The following is a 23,022-nucleotide window of genomic DNA, read 5'->3' as shown; positions in this document are numbered from 1 at the left end:
CCCCTCGATAAAAAGGAAGCCTGGACGAAAACGGGAAAGACGCAAGTCGCACTAAGGGAAGGCAGTATCTTTTGTAAACTTCTGAAAGATTTAAGTCAAATTCCGAATAGCGGAATCATAACGTATCGCTACTTTTACCGCCATTCGTGATGAAAAAATGTTCAGTTTACCCCTTGCTGGCTATTACGCATCACGCTTCGCGGGTGCTTGTCCCCTACGGCTCACTCAGGAAAGTGACTACCGTCACGCATACAGCGGGCAGAGGCAAGGAAATTATGACAAACATCATAAATTATAAAATTGCGACTTACAGGCTATTGTTAAGAACTTTCTGATAGACTATTGTTGCTTCACCCCATAAAGAGCTAACGCCACCTTCAGAGTGAGTGCCGGAGATAAGCGCCGGGCGGGGGAGAAGTTAAGCAAGTTTAACCCCAGGAAAAAAGAATAAAAGCAGGCCCTGGCATTTATGCCGGGGCGTTTTATTTTAGTGAGCCGTGTTTTGTAACGTCCTCTTATCGCCCCTCTTTACGCTGCGGCTTCGCGCCTTCTGTTCAGAAACAAACGAAGCTGAGAAACTTTGCCTGACGATTCGTAGGTTTATCCTGCACTATCTCTGCTCGCCAGGAATTCTGGCAATAACCTTAATTTCAAAATCGAATCCTGCCAGCCAGGTCACGCCAACCGCCGTCCAGTTTGGATAAGGAGGGCGGGGGAAAATCGCCTGTTTCACCTGCATAATGGCTGGAAACTGCTTTTCTGGATCCGTATGAAAGGTAGTGACGTCGACCAGATCGTCAAACGTGCACCCTGCGGCCGCAAGCGTCGCTTGCAGATTATCGAATGCCAGCCGCACTTGCGCGGTAAAATCTGGCTCTGGCGTACCATCGGCGCGGCTTCCGACCTGGCCGGAAACAAACAGCATATCGCCTGAGCGGATCGCGGCAGAATAGCCGTGCTCTTCATAGAGAGCATGGCGGTCAGCGGGGAAAACAGGTTCGCGTTGGATCACGGGCATTCCTCTTTTGCAAACAGCATGGATTGGAGAAGCACGAGACGTATAAATGATTTAACATACGTGGCGTATGTATAATTAATATCACATACATTGCGTATGTCAAATCAGATACGCGATGTATGTCAAAAAGGAGAGAGTATGGCCGGTAAAAGCCGCATCCAGACGATGGAAGAAAATCGTGCAAAGATGATTGCAGCGGCGCGAAAAGCCTTTGCTGAAAAAGGTTTTGCCGAGGCATCAATGGATGACTTAACCGCAAGCGTCGGTCTGACGCGTGGCGCGCTGTATCATAGCTTTGGCGATAAAAAGGGGCTCCTCGCCGCAGTGGTGGCCCAGATTGATGGGGAAATGGCTCAGCGCGCTAAAGCCGCCACCGCGACGGCCAGCGATGACTGGGAAAGATTAATGGCGGAAGGTGTTGCCTATATCAAAATGGCCCTCGATCCGGAAGTGCGGCGCATCGTTCTCCTGGATGGTCCGGCTTTTCTTGGCGATCCCACCCCATGGCCGAGCCAGAATAGCTGCCTGGAATCGACCCGACAGACGATATCTAAGATGATTGAACGCAACGAACTCAAAAAAATGGATACCACAGTCGCTGCGCATCTGCTAAATAGCGCTGCGCTAAATGCTGCACTGTTAATAGCCGCCAGCGACGATCCACAGCGGACGCTGCCGCACGTTATTGAGGTATTTACCCTGCTTGCCAGCGGGCTGCGCAATCAGTGAAACGAATCACGCCGATCATCGGTGATTTATACGCCCGTTTATTGCTGAATGCGCAGACCTGTTTGTCGTATCAAACGGCGGTGAATACATAAGATGGAAATTTCTCACCGTCAAGCTGGCTTTCACCCTATACAAACCGCTGGTTTTACGGCGTTTATGCAATAAGAGCGTCAAGGTTTTTACAAAACGGATTGTTGAATTAATAACCTGTTGTTAATTCACTTTGACGTTCAGCGTGTTCCTTTGATTCACCGGCCTGTTAATAGCCGTAAGAATATCAGTACCACTTTTAATAATATCAGCAAATGCTTTATCGCTATGGGGTACTTTACTTAGCCAGAATGAATACCAGGCCTCGGTTCTTGCTGATATAACATCATAGTTCTGTAATGTATGCGCTAAATCAGTGAAGATCATCGCGTACTGAGGTGAGGTATTGACATGCCAGGTATTGGTAATGTCTCTGGCCTGCTCTTGACTAAATCCACATCCTGTATAAAAGCGCACTAATTCTTCAACAGCAAATATAGCCTCCTCAAATCCTTTAAAGCAATAAAGCGCCCAATCTTCAGCTTCATTTCTGAGGGTTTCATTTAACAGAGGGAAATCATATTTAAGCCAATCTAAACCGAATTTATGATGGGTTGAATCATCTGAAGCCACCAGCGAGCAGATTCGTTTTAAAAGTGGATCTTTTACGCGACGGATAAACCAGGATAATGCACCCATGCCTAATCCCTCAATCAGGATTTGTACGCCAATGAGTTGTAGATGAACTTTACTCGCCTCTACAATATTGATCATTAACGCCTGGTATTGCGCGGGGTTAGGATAGGGCGACCCAAAGCGAAGGGTAATGTAATCATACAAGGCGATCATGTGGCGGGCTTCTTCTGTGGCTTGATTAAGCGCGTACGACATTGATTCAGGGTTATTAACCGCCCTGGCTAAAGTTACCGCCCCTAACATAGCGGCTTGTTTAGCATACAGAATGGCTGTTATTTGCCGATGCACATAGCCATTGATCCAGGCCGTTTTTTTATCTTCGCTATTTAATATTTCACCTAAAGGCCCGTTGAATTCCGGGAAATCCTCTTCAGGTAACATCGCGGTCTTTTCAATGCTAAAAGGTTGATTGAAATCGACGTAGCGTTCATCGCGGGGGTTCCAAAACCTGCTATGTGTATGACCGATAAAATCATCAAATACTTTTACTTTACCTTTATTAAAAAAAGTTTCGCAAATGACATCATGCAAAGAACACGTTGGTCTATTTTTAAACATGGGTAATGACTTCCCTATTATATATCATGTTTGAACGGTTGCTATACCGGTGCTAAAACGTTTTGCTTCATGGAAATAACCGGGGGATGAATTGTATGATAGCAATGCTTTGGCTGAACTATCATCACAACCAGGAAAGAGTTGTAAATTTTGTAGTCCATTTTAGTCTGCTGTTATCAATTTCCGGACGCTCTTTTGCTGAGAATTTATCAGACATAAGCAGCTTTCTGGGCAACTCGCGTTGGAGGTTACCGCACACCACTAAAGCAGCGTACGGGCTCGCTCAACAAATAAGGTCCGGGATATCAGGAGAGATAAACATTTGCCGCGGTCGGGCCTTTAAGTCCATTGACGCGTCTAAATTCAACGCGGATACCGGGGATTATTTTTTGCGTTTCGCAGACGGAGACTGCGGAGATATGGACTGAAACATCTTTACGTCCATCGGAGGGAATGATTAAACCCTTGCCGGTTTTATTATCAAATATTTTGACAATGCCTGTCATTTTTTGGAACAAGTAACAACCTTCTAAGCTAAAAACAGCGGTAACTATACATTAAACTCAAAATTAAGCTATTTTTCTGCCGTTTATATTAAGCAGGTATCCAGATGGCTAAAATAAACGTTGTTATTATTTGTTTAGCGTGCGTTAATGCTCGTTGGGTTCGAAAATCGGAAAGTCAATTACTCATTCCTCTCATCTCCAGGCGCTATCGCTGATACCTCCTTCCTTTGAGTCTCTTCTTTAGTATTGATAATTTCTGTCATACCAACCCTTTACGCCTCAGGGCCTTAACCACAAAGGAAAGAAGAATGTCCGCAAAAATTAACGGATTAGTAAAATACTTTAACGCCGATAAAGGCTTTGGTTTTATCACCCCGAACGATGGCAGTAAGGACGTGTTTGTCCATTTCTCTGCGATTGAAGGTGAAAGCGAACGCACCCTTTTTGAGGGGCAGAAGGTTGAATTTACGATTGGTGCAGGGGCGAAAGGCCCGGCAGCAGCGAATGTTATTATCAAAGAATAACGCGTATACGGCTTCTGATTTACGCGAGCGTTACGGGCAAAAGCCTGCATGGATAAATCAGAAGTATCTTACGCATGTCAAAATAACGTAAATTTTATTTAAATGTACCTGCGTAAGACGACCTACCATTTTTACCTCACGACAGTGAGATCCAACGTATATAAAGGCTAACACTATGACCGACAGTATTCATTTTAGATGTCCGTGCTGCCACGGCTCACAATACAGAATTTCCCATTTTGATGTAACAGAAAACAACCCCTACGGCGCAAAATGCATTTTTTGTAAATCGTCGATGATGACATTTGACCGAATTCACGCTTATGACATTTACCGGATGACCGCGATTCAACGTGCCGGCTAACGCAGCACACTATGCCCCGTTTAAAAAGAGATAACCGCGCGCGAAAGCGATGAAAAAAATTTAATGCAGCGCGATGTTATGTCATGGAAATTGGGCATTACGTCCTTTCTTTTTACGCTAATTATCCTCAAGCAGAGAAACTATCATCCTGTCTCTGCACTCTTTTCTCTTCACGCTCGTTCCTGATTTCGGCTCAAAAATTTCAATGTTCTATACTGAACAATTAGCCCAGCAGCTGTTAAATCCCTGATGCCTTACGCCCATCTCGAGAGAACGTTTCTGAACTGATTTCGCAACTGCTCCTGCGCGTTAACGGTCGCTTCTGAGCAATCTTATGAAAATGAATCCATCGGCCTGGCTTCGCCCACGCCGCATTATGACGAAATCATCAATCGTTGTTCCTTTTCCTGCGCACGATCCGGCGGGTGAACACAGACAGCGATCGGAACTCTTTTCAACGCCGCAGCTGGAACGTTACGGCCAAAAGCTGGCGCGTACGCATAAATTAACGACGGATAAAATACCGTACTATTTGCTCAGGCGGCTAAACGACAACGAGGCGGTCATTACCCAAAACTGTTACGAACTCAATGACGGTAAAAAAAACAGCATCATGCCCGCCGCAGAGTGGTTGTTGGACAACTACTATTTGATTGAGGAGCAGATCCGCAACGTCCGTCAGCATCTGCCGAAAAGCTTTGGCAAAGAACTTCCTTCGCTGGCCTCTCCACACCCTTGTCCACGCATCTATGATATCGCCTCAGAAGCCGTTGCCCATGGCGATGGCCGCTGGGATACCGCCAGCCTGACCAGTTATATCAAAGCTTACCAGCAGGTCACGCCGCTCACCTTAGGGGAAATCTGGGCATTACCCGGTATGCTGCGCCTGGCGCTGATTGAAAACCTGCGGCGGGTCAGTATTGAGGTGGTACAGGCCCAGCAAGAGCGTAGTCTTGCCGATACGTGGATAACACGGATGATTGAATGCGCGGAAAACGCCCCTGCGGATCTGATCATGGTCATCGCCGATATGGCGCGCTCGCGCCCGCCTTTGACCAGCGCCTTTGTTGCCGAACTGGTGCGTCGTCTTCAAGGGCATGGCAATGCGCTGGCGCTACCGCTGAGCTGGGTGGAACAGCGTCTGGGCGAACAGGGCCTCACCAGCGAAGTGCTGATCCATGGCTTCAATCAGCAGCTTGCAGCCAATCAGCTTTCGGTAAGCAACAGCATTGCCGGTTTACGCTTACTCAATGAAACCAACTGGGCTGAATTCGCGGAGACCATCAGCGTCGTCGAGCAGACGTTACGCTGCGATCCCGCCGGGATTTACGCGCGTATGCATTTTGATACCCGCGATCATTACCGCCACGTAATTGAGATTCTGGCCCGGGAAAGCCGGCTCAGCGAACCAGAGGTGGCAAGCCGCGCGCTGGCGCTTTCGGCTCAAGCCGCCCCCGACGAGGCGCAGCACCATATTGGTTATTATCTGATGGGCGAAGGGCGTCGGTCGTTTGAGCTTAAGCTGTCGGTTGATACCTCAGGCCTTAAATATTTACGCCACCATTTCTACAAATTCCCTTTGTTGTCCTGGCTTGGCAGCATGAGTTTATTAACCACCGCCGCGACGGCCGCCATCTTGTACGAAACGGCGCGTTACGCCATCGGCTGGTGGCTTATCCTGTTGGCGCTGCCCCTGATCGTAGCGGTAAGCCAGCTGGTCAGCGAGCTGTTAAGTGAAATGACCACCCGTTTTCGCGTGCCCCGGCCGCTGCCGAGAATGGATTTTTCCGAAGGAATTCCGGTGGCTTCGTCGGCGATGGTGGTCATTCCCTGCATGCTGACAAGTCGGGAAAGCCTGAGCCAACTCCTTACCAGCCTTGAAGTGTGCTGGATTGGCAATCAGGACGACAATCTCTGTTTCGCACTGCTAACGGATTTTGCTGACTCGGCAGAGGAAAATACCGCCGAACAGCATCTGCTATTAAAACAAGCGATAGCGGAGACGGAGAATCTAAACCGCCGTTATCCCTGCAGCCGACAGCGCTTTTATCTGCTGCACCGTGCGCCCGCATGGAACCCGGCGCAGGGCATCTGGATGGGGTATGAACGCAAGCGCGGCAAACTGGCGATGTTGAACAGCTGGTTACGGCATCCTGATAAGCAATTTTCCACCGTGGCTGACATGCCCGCATCGCTGCTGCCCGTGCATATTAAATATGTCATTACGCTGGACAGCGATACGCTCCTGCCGCGTGATACCGCGCATAAGCTGGTGGCCACCATGGCGCACCCTTTGAACAAGCCAGAGTACGATCCGCTACGCCAGAGGGTGGTTAAAGGATATGGAATCTTACAGCCAGGGCTTGCGGAGGAGATGCCGCGTGACGGCCAGGGAGGCTATGCCGCGTTGCGCAGTGGCGTACCGGGTAATAACCCCTATTCGATGATGTCCTCTGATATCTATCAGGATCTGTTCGAAGAGGGATCCTTTGTTGGGAAGGGGATTTATGATGTCGATATCTTTGTCCAGGCCACCGGCAATACCTGCCCGGAAAACCTGGTGCTTAGCCATGATTTGCTGGAAGGGTGCTATGCCCGCGCCGGGCTACTGAGCGAAGTCCTGCTCTACGAGCAGTATCCAAATAACTATCTTTCCGATGTCGCGCGCCGTACGCGCTGGATCCGAGGCGACTGGCAACTGCTTAACTGGCTTAAATTGCGTGTGCGCAAAGGGGATGGCAGCCGGGGTAAAAACCCGCTCTCGCTGCTTTCGCGCTGGAAGCTGTTTGATAACCTGCGCCGCAGCCTGGTGGCACCTTCGCTGCTGCTGTTACTGTTTAGCACGCTGCTTTGGGTGCCCAATTCGCTGTACTGGCTGGGCGTGCTGCTCCTTATCTGGCTGCTGCCCGCGCTATTTTGCATTGCCTACGACCTGGTGCATAAACCTGCGCGCCGTCCTCTCAGGCAGCATCTGTTACTGGTGGCCAGCAGGGCGCTGAAGCGCATTTCGCGCATTGGGCTCAACTTTATTCTGTTGCCCCATGAAGCTGGCTATTCGCTGTACGCGATTGTCGTGACGCTGTGGCGGCTTGGCGTCAGCCACCGTAATCTCACCCAATGGACAAGCTATAGCCCGAATAACGCAGCCAAACTCTCGGCGATGCGGGTTTATGCGGCGATGTGGCTAAATGTGGTGTGCGGCGTCGCGCTGACGGCGCTGACCATGCTGTTCAGACCGCAGTTTCTCGCTATCGCGCTGCCCGTCACTCTCTTGTGGTGCCTGGCTCCGCTGCTGCTGAGCTGGCTGAGCCGACCGCCTGCGCGCAAAACCTTTTCACCGAATCAGCAACAGAAACTGCTGCTGCGCAGAACCAGTCGTGAAATTTGGGCCTTTTTTGAGACCTTTGCCACGGCGAAAGAGAACTGGCTCCCGCCGGATAACTATCAGGAAATCCCCCATCCGACAATTGCCCATCGCACCTCGCCCACCAATATTGGGCTCTCTCTACTGGCTAATCTGACGGCCTGGGATTTTGGTTACCTGCCGGGCGGCGAGGTGTTGCAGCGCATCACCCAGACCCTCGATACGCTGGATAAAATGGAGCACTTTCGCGGCCATTTATATAACTGGTATGACACACGCACCCTCGCGCCGCTCAACCCGCGCTATGTCTCAAGCGTGGACAGCGGCAATATGGCCGGTCATTTACTGACGCTGCGTAAAGGGCTGTCGGCGATGCGCGATGCACCGATTTTGAACGCGCAGCAGGTTCTTGCCGGGCTGAACGATACGCTGGCGATTCTGCAACATCACTGGCGGCAAGAGACGCCCGACAGTTTGAAATTGCTGCGCAAACAGTGCCTCAGCGCGGCGTCGTTGCCGCTCGGCGAGATGCTCAATGAACTGAAAAAAATGCGTACCCAGTGCAATCATCTGAAGGGCGCAAGTCAGCAGGAGAGCCCGCTGGTGGTACGCTGGACGGAACATCTCGAGCATCAACTGGTAGAGCTTTGCCGTGAATGGTCGCATCTGCTCGGCTGGTTACCCACCAGCTTCAGCAGCCCGACGCTGCCGACCCTCAACTGGCTTGCCCGCGCGGCCTTTACCGGTGAAGGAACGCCGCCGGCCTCGGTGATCGTTCAGGCTCGCCTGCGGCTGGACATTATCAGCGAGCTGGAACAGAGGCTGTACGATCATGCGCATATGGATTTTGCTTTTCTCTTCAATGAAGCCACCAGCCTGCTCAGCGTCGGCTACAACTGCGATAGCAATACGCTGGATAAAAGCCATTACGATCTGCTGCCGTCTGAAATCCGCCTGACCAGCTTTGTCGCTATCGCCACTAATCAGCTGCCGCTGAAACACTGGTATGCGCTAGGACGGCTCTTTACCACCATTGATAACGAAACCGCGCTGATGTCCTGGAGCGGCTCGATGTTTGAATATTTGATGCCCAATCTGGTGATGCCGGTGTGGCACGGCAGCCTGCTTGATGAGATGAGCAAGTCAGCGGTGATGCGCCAGATAGACTGGGGCAAAGAGCGCGGCGTGCCATGGGGCGTATCGGAGTCGGGCTATCATGCGTTTGATGTGCAGCACAATTATCAGTATCAGGCCTTTGGCGTACCCGGTCTGGGCCTGCGTCGGGGACTGGCAGACGATATGGTCGTCGCCCCGTACGCCACGTTAATGGCGTTAATGGTTTCACCGCTGAAGGCCTGTGAAAATCTACTCAGGCTGGAGAAAAACGGCGCCTGCGGCGAATACGGCTTTTATGAAGCACTAGACTATACGCCGTCGCGGCTGGCCAGCGGGCAGCTGTTCGTGGTAGTACGATCCTGGATGGCGCATCACCAGGGAATGGGCTTTCAGGCGCTGGCCCATCTGCTGCTTGACGCTCCGATGGCGCAACGTTTTATGTCGAGTCGGGAGTTTATGTCGGCAAGCCTGCTGCTGCAGGAGCGCGTGCCGGATGCTGTTGAACTCTACAGCCCTCGTCGCCACTTTGAATCCCATGAAGGCCGTGTCAGACCCGCGCACTATGAACCGCGCATCTTCACCCGTGCCGATAGCCCAACGCCCGAAATACAGCTGCTGTCCAACGGTCATTACCATCTGATGATCACGCCCGGCGGCGGGTGTTACAGCCGCTGGAATAACATTGCCCTGACGCGCTGGCGCAGTGATACCACCCGTGATAATTGGGGTAAATTCTGTTACATCCACGATCCACAAACCGGCGAGGTGTGGAGTAATAGCTTGCAACCTACCGGTGGCAGTCCTGATATTAGCGAGGAAATCGTCTTTACCGATGCGGGGGCAGAATTCAGGCGCGTCTTCGGCTCGCTGATTGTCAAAACCCAGGTTGCGGTCTCCCCGGAAGATGATATTGAACTGCGCCGGGTGACGCTGGTGCATCGTGGCCGCGCGCCGCGCACGTTGGAACTAACCACCTATGCCGAAGTTGTGCTGGCCCCGGAAGCCAGCGATCGGGCGCACCCGGCATTCAGCAATCTGTTTATTCAGACCGAAATAGATCCCACCCGCGACGCCATTCTTTGTCACCGCCGTTCCCGTGCACCCGATGAACAGAGCCCGTATCTTTTTCATATGATGGTGGTGCACGGCAGCAAGCCCGGTAGCGTCTCGTTTGAAACCGACCGCGCAAAATTTATTGGCCGGGGAAGAAGCCCAGCCGATGCTGCGGCAAGCCGTATACCCGGTCCTCTTAGCAACACCGCGGGCGCGGTGCTGGATCCGGTGCTGGCGATACGCCATTCGGTAACGCTGCAGCCCGGCCAGCCGTTAACGATTGATATTATTTATGGCATTAGCGAAAACCGTCCGCAGAGCCTGGCATTGCTGGAGAAATATCGCGATCACCCTATTGCCGAGCGCGTATTCGAACTGGCCTGGTCCCACAGCCTGGTCGTGTTACGGCAGATGAACGCCAGTGAAGATGACGCAACGTTATTTAACCGCCTCGCCAGCGCCATACTCTATCCCTGCCATGAGTTACGTGCCGATGAGCAGATCATCAGCCGTAACCGACGCGGGCAGTCCGGCCTGTGGGGCTGGGGTATTTCAGGGGATTTGCCAATTGTCCTTCTCAGCATCAGCAGTGAAGAGCGAATCACTCTGGTGGCGACGCTGATTCAGGCGCATCGCTACTGGCGGCTAAAAGGGCTGGAAGTAGACCTGGTTATTCTTAATAACAGCCCCGGCGGCTACCAGCAGGGGCTGCAGACGCAGATTCTGGATCTTATCTATGCGGGTTCAGAAGCCAGCCTGCTGGATAAATCGGGGGGGATTTTTATCCGCAACAGTGAACACTTATCTGCCGAAGATAAGCAGCTGCTGATGAGCGTGGCCTCACTGTATCTGGATGGCCGCGCGGGTGGGCTGCATGAGCAACTTAACCAGCGTCTGCACGCGGCAAAAAGGCCGATCACGCCCTTTATTCCCGACGTTTTTGCCGGACCCCATCGCCATCAGGACTGGACGCCGGATACCGACCCGCTGCGCCATTTCAATGGATTAGGCGGCTTTTCCCAGGACGGGCGCGAGTATCAAATTGTCCTGCGGGAAAACGAGCCGACGCCAGCGCCCTGGTCAAATGTGCTGGCTAACGCCCTGTTTGGTAGCGTCATTTCAGAAGCCGGACAGGCCTATAGCTGGTTTGAAAATGCTCATGAATACCGCTTAACGCCGTGGGAAAACGATCCGGTGAGTGACAGAAGCGGTGAAGCGTTTTATCTGCGTGATGAAGAGAGCGGGGCGTGCTGGTCGCCGACGGCGCTGCCCGTACGCGGACAGGGCGATTATCTGGCGCGTCACGGTTTCGGTTACAGCGTGTTTGCCCACCGTGAAAGCGGCATCGACAGTGAACTAACGGTGCTGGTGGCCGAACATGCACCGGTTAAGATTATGCAGCTTAAACTCAGTAATAATTCGGGCCGCACACGTAAATTATCCGTCACCGGCTATGTCGAGTGGACACTCGGCGAGTCACGTACGCGATCGGCCGCGCATATCGTTACCCATACCACCCACTTTCCCGGCGGCAGCGGCGTGATGGCGAATAATTTCTATGGCGCGAGCGGCGGCGAACGAACCGCCTTTTTTGCCGTCAATACGCCCCATAGCACGTTAACGGGCGACAGGCGCGAATTTATTGGCCGCAACGGCTCCCTGCAAACCCCGGCGGCGATGAAACTGCGTCGGCTGTCGGGTAAAACCGGTGCTGGTCTCGATCCGTGCGGTGCGATCCACTCATCAACCACGCTGATTGATGGCGACCAGAAGATCTTTATTTTTGTCCTCGGCGTCGAGGGCAATCCTGGCCGCGCCCATGAGACGCTGGTCCGTTATCTGAATGAAGATGCGGCGCGTGAAGAGTTGCAAAATGTGCACCGCTACTGGCATTCGGTACTTGATAAAATAGTGGTCAACACGCCCGATACCAGCGTTGATTTGCTAGTGAACGGCTGGCTGCTGTATCAGACAATGGCCTGTCGACTGATGGCGCGTAGCGGTTATTACCAGTCCGGCGGTGCATTTGGTTTCCGCGACCAGTTGCAGGATACCCTGGCACTCAGTCATGTCGCGCCGGAGCGCCTGCGCGATCAGATAGTGCTATGTGCATCGCGTCAGTTTGTTGAAGGGGATGTGCAGCACTGGTGGCATCCCCCGCACGGCAACGGGGTACGCACGCTCTGTTCCGATGATTATCTCTGGCTGCCGCTCGCGGTGTGTCATTACGTCTCCGTCACCGGCGACGTGGGGATACTCGAACAGAGTATTCCTTATCTGGAAGGGCATCCGCTGCAGCCCGGCGAAGAGTCGGTCTACGATACACCGGTCATCAGCCACCTCGAAGAGACGCTGTGGCTGCACTGCGTCAAAGCCGTTGAGCATGGGCTGCGCTTCGGACAGCACGGCCTGCCGCTGATGGGGGCGGGCGACTGGAATGATGGGATGAACCGGGTCGGTATTGACGGCAAAGGCGAAAGCGTCTGGCTCGGGTTTTTCCTGTACGATATTTTACAGCAGATGGCTGAACTGGCAGAGCAGCGACAGGATCAGCGAGTCGCCTCGCTGTGTCATACCAACGCGCTACGTCTGCAAAAAAATCTTGAAGCTTCCGCCTGGGACGGAGAATGGTACCGGCGCGGCTATTTTGATGACGGCACGCCGCTGGGATCGAAAACCTCGCAGGATTGTCGCATCGATGCGATTGCCCAAAGCTGGTCCGTGCTCTCCGGGGCCGCTGACCCGGCACGCTGCGCCCAGGCGATGCAGGCGCTGGATAACCACCTGGTGGATAACGATGCGAAGCTAATCAAACTGTTAACGCCACCGTTTGATGGTCACGGCTCCAACCCTGGTTACATTCAGGGGTATGTGCCGGGCGTGCGCGAAAACGGCGGGCAGTACACACATGGTGCGATTTGGGCGGTAATGGCGTTTGCCCGCATGGGCCAAACCGAGCGTGCCTGGCAACTGTGGTCGATGATAAACCCAATAAATCACACCCTTAACGCAGCCGCCGTAGAAACCTTTAAAGCGGAGCCATACGTGATGAGTGCCGATGTCTACAGCGTCGCGCCGCATACCGGGCGCGCCGGATGGAGCTGGTACACAGGTTCTGCTGGCTGGACCTACCGCCTGCTGACAGAAGAGCTGCTGGGCATCAAACGTTATGCTAACGATCTTATCATTCATACTCAGCTCCCCGCGGGCTGGCCTGCGATTAACATGACTTATCAACATGGGCACAGCCAGTATCGCATCAGCGTGTCCCGCGCTGACCGCGAGTATCAGGTAATGGTTGATGGCATTACCCTGGCAGACGACAGGATCCCGTTAGTGGATGACGGGCAAAACCATACGGTTGAGATCGTGCAGCGTTAACCCCGCTTAATCGCGGTCGATGGCAAAAAAGCGATCACGTTTGTGTCGATAAGGCTGCCTGGGAGAGTGCGCGGTCAGGGAGGTGATAGATAAAAAACTCTCTCCCCGGCGGGGAGAGAGCAGGGGAGATTAGAAGCGGGTGTTGACGCCCATAAACCAGGTGCGACCCGATTCGTTATAGGTCGCCGCGCCCGCGCCGTACATCCAGCTTGTGCCGCCGCCGGTGCTCTGGGCATTGCCTTCGCGCCAGTGACGTTTATCAAGCAGGTTGCTAACGCCGCCCGTCAGACTAACATTCTTCGTCACGTCCCAGGTGCCGCTCAGGCCAACGATGCTGTAAGGGCTCACTTCGTTGGTGGCGGAACCGGTCACGCGATTCCCTTTGTAGTCATATTTCTTCGGCTGCTGCTTACCGTACCAGGTGAAGGTGGTTTGCAGCGAAACATCCTGCGCCACCTGCCAGCTCAGCGTCGAGTTCCAGGTGTATTCAGGAATGATCGACAGCCGTTCGCCGGTGGTTTTGTTTTTGCTTTGCAGCATATAGGTAATATTGTTGGTCCAGTTCACCGTCTCGCTGACCGGCACGTTCAGCGCCCCTTCCAGCCCTTCCACCACCGCTTTCGGTACGTTATCCCACTGGTAAATATAGGTGTTCAGGTTTGAACCGCCGTTGCGGATGGAAGTTTGTCCCACCGGCGCATAGCCAGACTCAATCTTGTTACGGTAGTCATTACGGAACCAGGTGACGCCCGCCAGCCAGCCTTCGTGTTTAAACTCAAGGCCAATCTCTTTATTGATGCTGGTTTCTGCTTTCAGATCGTCGTTACCCTGCATATAACAGCCAATATCTTTGCCTTTAGCATCTACCGTCACTGCGTAGCAACCCTGGCCGCGGCTATAGAGAATGTAGTTCGGGTTGGTCTGATACAGGCTTGGCGCTTTATAGGCACGCGCGATACCCATTTTCAGGGTAAAGTCGTCGCCGAGCCCTTGAGAAAGGTTCAGCGACGGACTCCAGTTATTACCGACGATGGTGTGATGATCAAAGCGCAGCGCCGGGGTCAACATCGTGGTATCGGTCAGCTCAATATTATCTTCGGCAAAGACCGAGAAAATATCGGCATTCGAATAAGGGCTGCGCCCGGTGCTGCTGTAGCCGGGAATATTACCGCCCATAAAGGTCTGAGTATTGGAGGTGGAATCCTTCATGTTCTGATGATCCCACTCTGCGCCTACGGTCAGATTCTGTTTGAACAGCAGTTCAAACGGCACGCTCGCTTCGCTATGCAGTAACAGGTCGCTGTAGTCGATATCGACAAATTTCTCAGCATTGAACAGGCCTTCCGTACCGCCTGCCAGACCTTCCGGGATGCGCGAGTTGCGGGTATGTTCATAGCGCACCCAGTTATTGGTGGTAACGCCATTGTCCCAGCCGCCGGTCCAGGTCGCCGAATAGTTCTGGCGATACAGGCGGTTAGTCTCTTTACCGTAGTTGTCGTTAACGTAGTTATTGCCGGAACTGTCGTTATTGGTGTTCTGCGTGTCGCCTGCGTAGAGGTTGCCCTGACGGCTGTAACCGGCCTGCAACTCCAGCGCCTGCATCGGGGCGAAATCCCAGCGCACTACGCCAGTAATGTCTTTGTTGATCGACCCTTCGCGCCCGGCAACCACCGTATTAGCGTAGGTGCCGGTGCGTTCAGATTGATGATCTTTGTTGATATCCTGCGCGTCGGCCTGGGTTTTCGCCAGATTACCGTACAGACGGAAGCTAACGTCATCGCCCAGCGGGCCGCTCAGGCTGAAATTGGTGCGTTTGGTCGCGCCTTCCTCTTTGTGCTCAGGGGCGTTGAAATAGGCGTTCCAGGAACCATGCCATTCGTCGGTGTTATCTTTTTTGGTGATGATATTCACCACACCGCCAGCTGCGCCGTTACCGTAACGCGCGGCCGCCGGGCCGCGAATCACTTCGATACGCTCGATCATCTCCGGCGGGACCCAGTTGGTATCGCCGCGGCTGTCGCGCTCGCCGCGCCAGCCAAGACGCACGGAGTTACGGCTGGTGACCGGTTTACCGTCCACAAGGATCAGCGTGTTCTCCGGGCCCATACCGCGGATATCGATCTGGCGGTTGTTGCCGCGCTGGCCGCTGGTGGCGTTACCGGTCAAGTTCACCCCCGGCATGGTGCGGATAATTTCCGCGACATCACGGGAAGGCGGGTTTTTACGAATTTGATCTGCGGTGATGGTGGAGACGCCCGGTGCCTGCAGATTCTGCTGCTCCGCGGTGACGACAATCGTCTCCTCACCGGAAGCGGCGGTTGCCGCCGCAAACGCGGGCAGCGCAGCACCGTAGATCCCCAGATTGACCAGAATGGTTAGCGACTTGATGTTGTTATTCATTTTTTTCCTGCATCTCGTTGTCGCCTCCCCGGACAGTCCTTTCCCAGCGGGAGATGAGGCGGCATGATGAAGCCTGCACATAACGAAGCGCTCAGCCCTGAGAAAATTCGCTTACGGCGGCCATTTATAGTTGAAAGACGCGCTTCCCACAGCGCGGGCAATACGCTATTGCAAATGAAAATAGTTATCAATAATATTATCGATATTTTTTGATCTGCCAGCAAAAGTTCGCAGCTTATTTGAGGTTAAAGACGTGACGGCAACGATGGGAAGTGATAGCTGGTGGGCGTCGAAACAGGGCCCCGAATGGAAAGAACAGGCACAGGGAAATTATGCGGTCACCTTCTGGTGGCGGGATCCCAACGGCACGGAAACTACCTCCCGCCTGCGCCGGGTGTGGATCTACATTACCGGCGTCACCGATCACCATCAAAAATCGACGCCGCAATCCCTCGAGCGCATTGCCGGAACCGATATCTGGTGCTGGAAAACCACCCTTGATGCCAGCTGGCGCGGCAGCTACTGCTTTATCCCTTCGCAAAACGAGGATGATTTCGCGGCTGAGGTCTTCGCCGTGACGCCGCCGGATCGTACCGCGCTGCGTGAAGGCTGGCGCAAACTGCTGGGGCAGGCGATTGCCGATCCTCTTAATCCACAGAGCTGGCGCGGCGGGCGCGGTCATCCGGTCTCGGCGCTGGAGATGCCCGCTGCGCCGCCGCAGCCGGGCTGGCGCGATAGCCATGCGCCGTTTAACGCGCCGCAGCGTCTGCACTGGCGCAGCCAGCGTCTGCGCAACTCCCGCCGCGTCTGGATCTATACCACCGGCAGCGGCAACAGCGCTGAACGTCCGCTGGCGATCCTGCTGGATGGTCAGTTTTGGGCGCAAAGTATGCCCGTTTGGCCAGCGCTGGCGTCTCTGACCCGCGACGGGGAATTGCCCGATGCGGTGTATGTGCTGATCGATGTGATCGATAACGGCCATCGCACGCGAGAACTGCCCTGTAACGCCGATTTCTGGCTCGCCGTGCAGGAAGAGTTATTACCGCAGGTGCAGGCCATCGCCCCCTTTAGCGACCGCGCGGATCGCACGGTGGTGGCCGGGCAAAGTTTTGGCGGTCTGTCATCGCTGTATGCGGCGCTGCACTGGCCGCAGCGCTTTGGCTGCGTCCTTAGTCAGTCCGGTTCGTTCTGGTGGCCCCATCGCGGCGGCGACAGCGAAGGCCTGCTTATCCAACAACTCAAAAACGGCGAGTTCACCCCGCAAAACCGGCGCATTGTGCTGGAAGCCGGGATTCGCGAGCCGCTTATTTTTCGCGCCAACGAAGCGCTTTTCCCCCTTTTGCAATGCATGGAGCAGTCGGTTTTCTGGCGTCAGGTTGACGGCGGACATGATGCGCTTTGCTGGCGCGGCGGGCTAACGGCCGGGCTTATCACCCTCTGGCAGCCGCTAACCCGCGCCGGTGTTTAGCGCCTTTCCACGACAGGAGTTTGCTATGGAATTCACCAACCCTTTCGATAACCCGCAAGGGCAATTTTATATTCTGCAAAATCACCAACGGCAGTTCAGCCTGTGGCCCGCCGAGTGCGCGCTCCCCGCTGGCTGGAGGGTTATTTGCGAACCCCAGGCGCAGAACGACTGCAACGCCTGGCTTACGGCAAACTGGCAGACATTAACCCCGGCGCACCACGCGCGTTAAGGAGCGGAATATGACCCAACGTTTACCGCTGGTCGCCGCGCAGCCGGGGATCTGGATGGCGGAAAAACTCTCGACCCTGCCTAACGCCTGGAGCGTGGCGCACTATGTTGAACTTAATGGCGACATTGACGCCGCGCTGCTCGCCCAGGCAATAGTCAGCGGCCTGTCGCAGGCCGATACGCTGCGGATGCGCTTTGCGGAAGATAACGGCGAAGTGTGGCAATGGGTCGATGAGACGCAGACATTTGCCGTGCCGGATATCAAGGATCTACGCGATAGCACCGATCCCCACGCCGCCGCGTTAGCCCTGATGCAGGCCGATTTAGGGCAAAACCTGCGCATAGACAGCGGCAAGCCGCTGGTCTGCCATCAGCTTCTAAAAGTTGGTAATCAGCGTTGGTACTGGTATCAGCGCTATCACCACTTGCTGGTGGATGGTTTTAGTTTCCCGGCGATTACCCGCCAGATTGCCGCTATCTACAGCGCATGGCGACGCGGCGAGGCCACGCCCGTCTCGCCCTTTACCCCCTTTGCGGAAGTGGTTGAAGAGTATCAGCGCTATCGCCAGAGCGACGCCTGGCAACGGGATAGCGCATTTTGGGCGCAACAGCGCAGGGAATTGCCCTCTCCGGTCTCCCTGTCTGCTACGCCGCTGCCGGGACGGGCGGCCACCACCGATATTTTACGCCTCAACGTCACGCTCGACGCCCATGCTTTTCGTCGCGTCACGCAGGCCTTTACACAAAATTCTCCCGCCGATTTAGCGCTGGCGCTGGCGGCGCTGTGGCTGGGGAGATTGTGCGGGCGCACCGATTACGCCGCCGGGTTTATCTTTATGCGCCGCATGGGATCGGCGGCGTTAACCGCGACCGGGCCGGTGCTGAATGTGCTGCCGCTGGCTATTCACCTTGAGGGCACGCAGACCCTCGGCGCGCTGGCGAGTTCGCTGGCTACCCGCCTGAAAGGGATGCGTCGCCATCAGCGTTATGACGCGGAGCAGATCGTGCGCGACGCCGGACGCGCGGCGGGGGATGAGCCGCTGTTTGGCCCGGTTTTCAACGTCAAAATGTTTGATTACCAGCTGAATGTTGATGGCATTAGCGGTATTACCCATACCCTGGCGACCGGGCCGGTCAACGATGTGGAAATCGCCCTGTTCCCCGATGAAGAGGGCGGGCTGTCGCTGGAAGTGCTGGCGAATCGCAGCCGTTATCATGAGCCGACACTGAAAACCCACGTTGCCCGTCTGGCGCAGCTGCTGGCGCAGTTTGCCGACCATCCGCAGCTGCGCTGCGGCGATGCGGATCTTCTCTCGGCGCAGGAAGCGCAGCGGCTGGCAGAAATCAACGATACCGCCATGATGCTGCCTGCCACTACATTAAGCGCGCTGGTCATTGCGCAAGCGGAAAAAACGCCGGATGCGCCCGCGCTGGCCGATGCGCAATACCATTTAACTTACCGTCAAATGCGCGAGCAGGTGGTGGCGCTGGCCCAGCAATTGCGTCAGCGTGGCGTGCAGCCCGGCGACAGCGTGGCGGTGGCGCTGCCGCGCTCGGTCTTTCTGACGCTGGCGCTGCATGCCATTGTCGAAGCGGGTGCCGCCTGGCTGCCGCTGGATACCGGTTATCCGGACGAGCGGCTGAAAATGATGCTTGAGGATGCGAAACCGCGCCTGCTGATCACTTCACAGGATCAACAGGCGCGCTTTAACGATATCCCAGGGCTGAGCCAGTTTTGTTATCAGTCGTTACTGGAAACCCTGGGCAGCGCACCGCTCAACCTTTCCCACCCACAGCAGACCGCCTACATCATCTTTACCTCCGGCTCCACCGGCAGACCGAAAGGGGTGATGGTAGGACAAACCGCCATCGTTAACCGTTTGCTGTGGATGCAGGATCACTATCCGCTGACCGCCAGTGATGTGGTGGCGCAGAAAACCCCCTGTAGCTTTGATGTGTCCGTGTGGGAGTTCTGGTGGCCGTTTATCGCTGGCGCGAGCCTGGTGATGGCGGAGCCGGAAGCGCACTGCGATCCGCAAGCGCTGCAGGCGTTCTTCGCCCATTACGGCGTGACCACCACGCACTTCGTGCCGTCGATGCTGGCAGCCTTTGTCGCCTCTCTGACGCCACAAAGCGTCCAGCAGAGTTGCCGCACGTTAAAACAGGTTTTCTGCAGTGGCGAAGCGCTGCCCGCCGATCTCTGCCGCGAATGGGAGCAACTGACCGGCGCACCGCTGCATAACTTATATGGCCCGACGGAAGCCGCCGTTGATGTCAGCTGGTATCCGGCGCATGGTGAAGCGCTGGCGGACGTGCAGGGCAATAGCGTGCCGATTGGTTTCCCGGTGTGGAATACCGGGCTGCGTATTCTGGACGCGATGATGCGCCCGGTGCCGCCGGGCGTAGCGGGCGATCTCTATCTCACCGGCATTCAGCTGGCGCAGGGGTATCTGGGCCGTCCGGATCTTACCGCCAGTCGCTTTATCGCCGATCCCTTTGCCGCTGGCGAGCGCATGTATCGCACCGGGGATGTGGCGCGCTGGCTGGAAAACGGCGCGGTGGAGTACCTCGGGCGCAGCGACGATCAGCTAAAAATTCGCGGTCAGCGCATCGAATTAGGTGAGATTGACCGCGCGATGCTCGCTTTACCGGATGTCGCCCAGGCGGTAGCCGTAGCGTGCGTCTTAAATCAGGCTGCCGCCAGCGGCGGTGATGCCCGCCAGTTAGTGGGGTATGTGGTTTCCGCCAGCGGGCAGCCGCTGGAGACGACGGCGCTACTGGCACAGCTGCGCGAGCAACTGCCGCCGCATATGGTGCCCGTGGTGCTGCTGCAACTTGATGCGCTGCCGCTGAGCGCCAACGGTAAGCTCGATCGTAAAGCGCTACCGCGACCGGAGCTAACGGTGAAGAAGGGCGCTCGCCCACTGAACGCCGGGATGGAAACGGTTGTGGCGCAGGCCTTTGCCGAATTATTGCGCTGTGAGGTCAACGATGCGCAGGCGGACTTCTTTGCGCTCGGCGGTCACTCCCTGTTAGCGATGCGCCTGGCGGCGCTGCTCAGTCGCCAGTGTCAACGGCAGGTCACGCCGGGGCAGATTATGGTTGCCTCGACGGTGGAGAAACTGGCCGCGCAGCTGGAGCAAACCCTCTCAGCAGAACAGGCCGGGCAGATTGGCTTTGAAACCCTGCTGCCGCTGCGCGAAAGCGACGGGCCGACGCTATTCTGCTTCCATCCGGCTTCCGGCTTTGCCTGGCAGTTCAGCGTGCTGGCGCGCTATCTTGCGCCGCGCTGGTCGATTACCGGCATCCAGTCGCCGCGCCCGAACGGCCCGCTGCAACAGGCCGCCAACCTCGATGAAGCCTGTGAACAGCATCTGGCAACGCTAATTGCGCAGCAGCCCCACGGGCCTTATTACCTGCTGGGCTACTCGCTTGGTGGAACGCTGGCGCAGGGTATCGCCGCGCGTTTGCGAGAGCGGGGTGAAGAGGTGGCGTTTCTTGGGCTGCTCGATACCTGGCCGCCGGAAACACAAAACTGGGCGGAAAAAGAGGCTAACGGCCTCGATCCCGAAGTGCTGGCGGAGATCGAACGCGAACGGCAAGCGTTTATCGCCGCCCAGCAAGGCCAGGCCCCCGGCGAACTGTTCACGGTTATCGAAGGCAACTATGCCGACGCGGTGCGTTTACTGACCACCGCCCACAGCCTGCCCTTCGACGGCAAAGCGACGCTGTTTGTCGCCGAACGCACGCTGCCCGCCGGCACCGATCCGCATAGTGCCTGGGCACCGTGGGTACGCGAACTGGATGTTTACCGCCAGGACTGCGCCCACGTCGAGATAATCTCACCGCAGGCGTTCGAGAGGATCGGACCAGTGCTAAGAGAAATATTGGGAGAATAAAAACCATTCATTATCCAGCAATGAATGACTTTATGATTACACCGATATCACAGCGAAGGGAGATTCTCCGCCGATGTCCCAGCGATGAATGCCTTTATGATTACGCTGATATCACAGCGAGGGGGTTAACTCCCCGCTGAAATCGGCGAACCGAAGCGCAGATGACAAGGGCTGGCCGCCCGGATGGCGGCCAGAGGCGAATCGAGCCAGGGACAAAATTGCCGGGAGCAATTTTGAACAGCGCTTGCGCTGGCCCCGAAGGGGCGAGTCCCAGGGATGGGACGAGTAATCGCGAGTCGAGCCGACCGCAGGCAGATGCGCGGGAGGTGAGCGCAGTGCGAAGCACCGATTTCTCTGCGGGGCCGCGGGGATTGAAAAGGGGAGCGCGGTGTATGAACCGGCCACATGGGTTACAGATCTGACCGGTCACATGGGTGACAATTTTTGAACTAATCGGCCCGGATTATACGATGGTTTCGTCTGTCATACCGGGCCAGTATGAGATCACCAAAACCAATTTCATCCAGGTCTTCTTTCACCTGCTTCATCCATACCCATTCTCCTCTGAGCGCCTCCGATAAAAATATTCGGGTACTGTTAAAAAACAAGTCACCTTTAATTGATACGCGCAGCACGCGGGCATTCTCCGGCACAGGCATTGTCTTAAGCGGCCCGGTGTAAATTCGTTCTGATGGGTACCAGACTGAGCGCGGAGTTCTTCCGCCCAGCGCCTTGTGCGGGCGTATTTCATTAAATTCCTCGCGCCAGGCATCCAGCCAGATCTGTTGCTCCTCCAGAGAAGTGAACTTTGCATGTCCCTTTAGTGCATCCTTCAGGGTCCGGTGCATTCTCTCATGCCGCCCATTCTCCGTAGGCTTACCTGGCCGGATACGCTCAGGCAGGATGCCGCATTTTATAAGCCAGACAGACATCTGGCTCAGCCCCCACAAACCTGCGCCAGCAAATGGTGGCCCATTATCTGTACGCAGCACATGAGGCATGCCGCAGTCACGGAAAACACGCTCCAGACAGGGAATAACAAACCGGCCATCAGGCATATAGGTGGCATCGCAGGCCAGTACAATCCTGCTGCAGTTGTCGGTCAGCGTAAAAGGGTGACACCAGCGCCCACCGGTATGGGTGTATTTACCCTTAAAATCAGCGCTCCAGACATCGTTGGGTCGGGCAGGTGTATGCAGTTCAGGACGTTGCGTGGATTTAAAAGCCGGTTGCCTGCGTTTTTTAACCAGACCGTGCAACCGGAACAGATCGCCAATCGTGCTGGCTGCGGGCACGTTACTGACATTCAGGTTAAGCAGGAGCTGTCTGATTTTTTCAGGCCCCCATAATGGATATTGCTGCTTCGTCTCCAGCAGGAGTTTAGTCATAGACTCCGGTGTGCATTTTTGTTGATGACGCGCCCGGGAACGGTCATCAAGAGAGGAGGCATCATTCGGGGAAAAACGGGCCAGCCATTTATAACCGGTTTTGCGGCTGATATTGAAACGGCGGCACACCTCGGCAACCGGAAGGTTGCCTTCAAGGCAGGCCGCAACAAACTGCAAACGTTGCATGGTAACAGTCTCATTCCAGGGCACGGTAAACCTCCATCAGATGCTTACCGCACTGTTATAACCTGTTACCCATGTGCCCGGTTTAAAGTGTTACCCATGTGGCCGGTTCATACA

The 23,022-nt window shown here is 55.2% G+C and carries 12 protein-coding genes; 7 read left to right on the top strand and 5 right to left on the bottom strand.

Annotated features, from left to right (window positions below):
• Positions 1–610: 610 nt before the first annotated feature.
• Entirely contained in the window at positions 611–1,012 is a 402-nt protein-coding gene (locus RW65_RS07660; protein WP_039056122.1) for a RidA family protein, read from the bottom strand.
• Between the two features lie 144 nt (positions 1,013–1,156).
• Between RW65_RS07660 and RW65_RS07655 the strand changes: the two genes are divergently transcribed.
• A complete protein-coding gene (locus RW65_RS07655; protein WP_039056121.1) occupies positions 1,157–1,747 on the top strand; it encodes a TetR/AcrR family transcriptional regulator in 591 nt (196 codons plus the stop codon).
• Positions 1,748–1,960: 213 nt separating this feature from the next.
• On the opposite strand, the gene RW65_RS07650 is transcribed toward RW65_RS07655, so the two are convergent.
• The gene (locus RW65_RS07650) at positions 1,961–3,031 is read right to left on the bottom strand and encodes a ferritin-like domain-containing protein (protein WP_039056120.1); all 1,071 of its coding nucleotides are present in this window, start codon (positions 3,029–3,031) and stop codon (positions 1,961–1,963) included.
• A 305-nt stretch (positions 3,032–3,336) separates the two neighbouring features.
• On the bottom strand, positions 3,337–3,549 hold the full coding sequence (gene cspF / locus RW65_RS21725; RefSeq protein ID WP_072037722.1) for a cold shock-like protein CspF: 213 nt from the start codon (positions 3,547–3,549) through the stop codon (positions 3,337–3,339).
• Between the two features lie 296 nt (positions 3,550–3,845).
• Here cspF and RW65_RS07640 point away from each other — a divergent pair, with 296 nt between their 5' ends.
• The 3 genes from RW65_RS07640 to RW65_RS07635 all read left to right on the top strand — a co-directional run bounded on the left by RW65_RS07640 (position 3,846) and on the right by RW65_RS07635 (position 13,339).
• Positions 3,846–4,061, top strand: a complete 216-nt coding sequence (locus RW65_RS07640) for a cold shock domain-containing protein (RefSeq protein ID WP_039056118.1) — start codon at positions 3,846–3,848, stop codon at positions 4,059–4,061.
• A 175-nt stretch (positions 4,062–4,236) separates the two neighbouring features.
• Complete coding sequence (ymcF, locus tag RW65_RS21720) at positions 4,237–4,425, top strand: cold shock small protein YmcF (protein ID WP_072037721.1); 189 nt, start codon at positions 4,237–4,239, stop codon at positions 4,423–4,425.
• A 334-nt stretch (positions 4,426–4,759) separates the two neighbouring features.
• Positions 4,760–13,339 carry a glycoside hydrolase family 94 protein gene (locus tag RW65_RS07635; protein ID WP_039056117.1) on the top strand — a complete coding sequence of 2,860 codons (8,580 nt, stop codon included), beginning with the start codon at positions 4,760–4,762 and terminating at the stop codon, positions 13,337–13,339.
• Between the two features lie 129 nt (positions 13,340–13,468).
• Here the strand turns inward: RW65_RS07635 and RW65_RS07630 are convergent, their stop codons facing one another.
• Positions 13,469–15,739 carry a TonB-dependent siderophore receptor gene (locus tag RW65_RS07630; protein ID WP_039056116.1) on the bottom strand — a complete coding sequence of 757 codons (2,271 nt, stop codon included), beginning with the start codon at positions 15,737–15,739 and terminating at the stop codon, positions 13,469–13,471.
• A 253-nt stretch (positions 15,740–15,992) separates the two neighbouring features.
• Here RW65_RS07630 and fes point away from each other — a divergent pair, with 253 nt between their 5' ends.
• From fes to entF, 3 genes are read left to right on the top strand one after another with little or no spacing between them, the layout of a single operon-like run.
• A complete protein-coding gene (fes, locus tag RW65_RS07625; RefSeq protein WP_039056115.1) occupies positions 15,993–17,207 on the top strand; it encodes an enterochelin esterase in 1,215 nt (404 codons plus the stop codon).
• A 25-nt stretch (positions 17,208–17,232) separates the two neighbouring features.
• Positions 17,233–17,436, top strand: a complete 204-nt coding sequence (locus tag RW65_RS07620) for an MbtH family protein (RefSeq protein ID WP_039056114.1) — start codon at positions 17,233–17,235, stop codon at positions 17,434–17,436.
• Between the two features lie 10 nt (positions 17,437–17,446).
• Entirely contained in the window at positions 17,447–21,334 is a 3,888-nt protein-coding gene (gene entF / locus RW65_RS07615; protein WP_039056113.1) for an enterobactin non-ribosomal peptide synthetase EntF, read from the top strand.
• A 449-nt stretch (positions 21,335–21,783) separates the two neighbouring features.
• Here the strand turns inward: entF and RW65_RS07610 are convergent, their stop codons facing one another.
• Entirely contained in the window at positions 21,784–22,932 is a 1,149-nt protein-coding gene (locus tag RW65_RS07610; protein ID WP_039055493.1) for an integrase core domain-containing protein, read from the bottom strand.
• Positions 22,933–23,022: the final 90 nt, after the last annotated feature.

It is taken from the genome of Enterobacter sp. Bisph1 (assembly GCF_000814905.1).
GTDB lineage: Bacteria > Pseudomonadota > Gammaproteobacteria > Enterobacterales > Enterobacteriaceae > Kosakonia.
The sequence above is the reverse complement of the archived record's forward strand: the minus strand, read 5'-3'. Positions and strand labels throughout refer to the sequence as shown.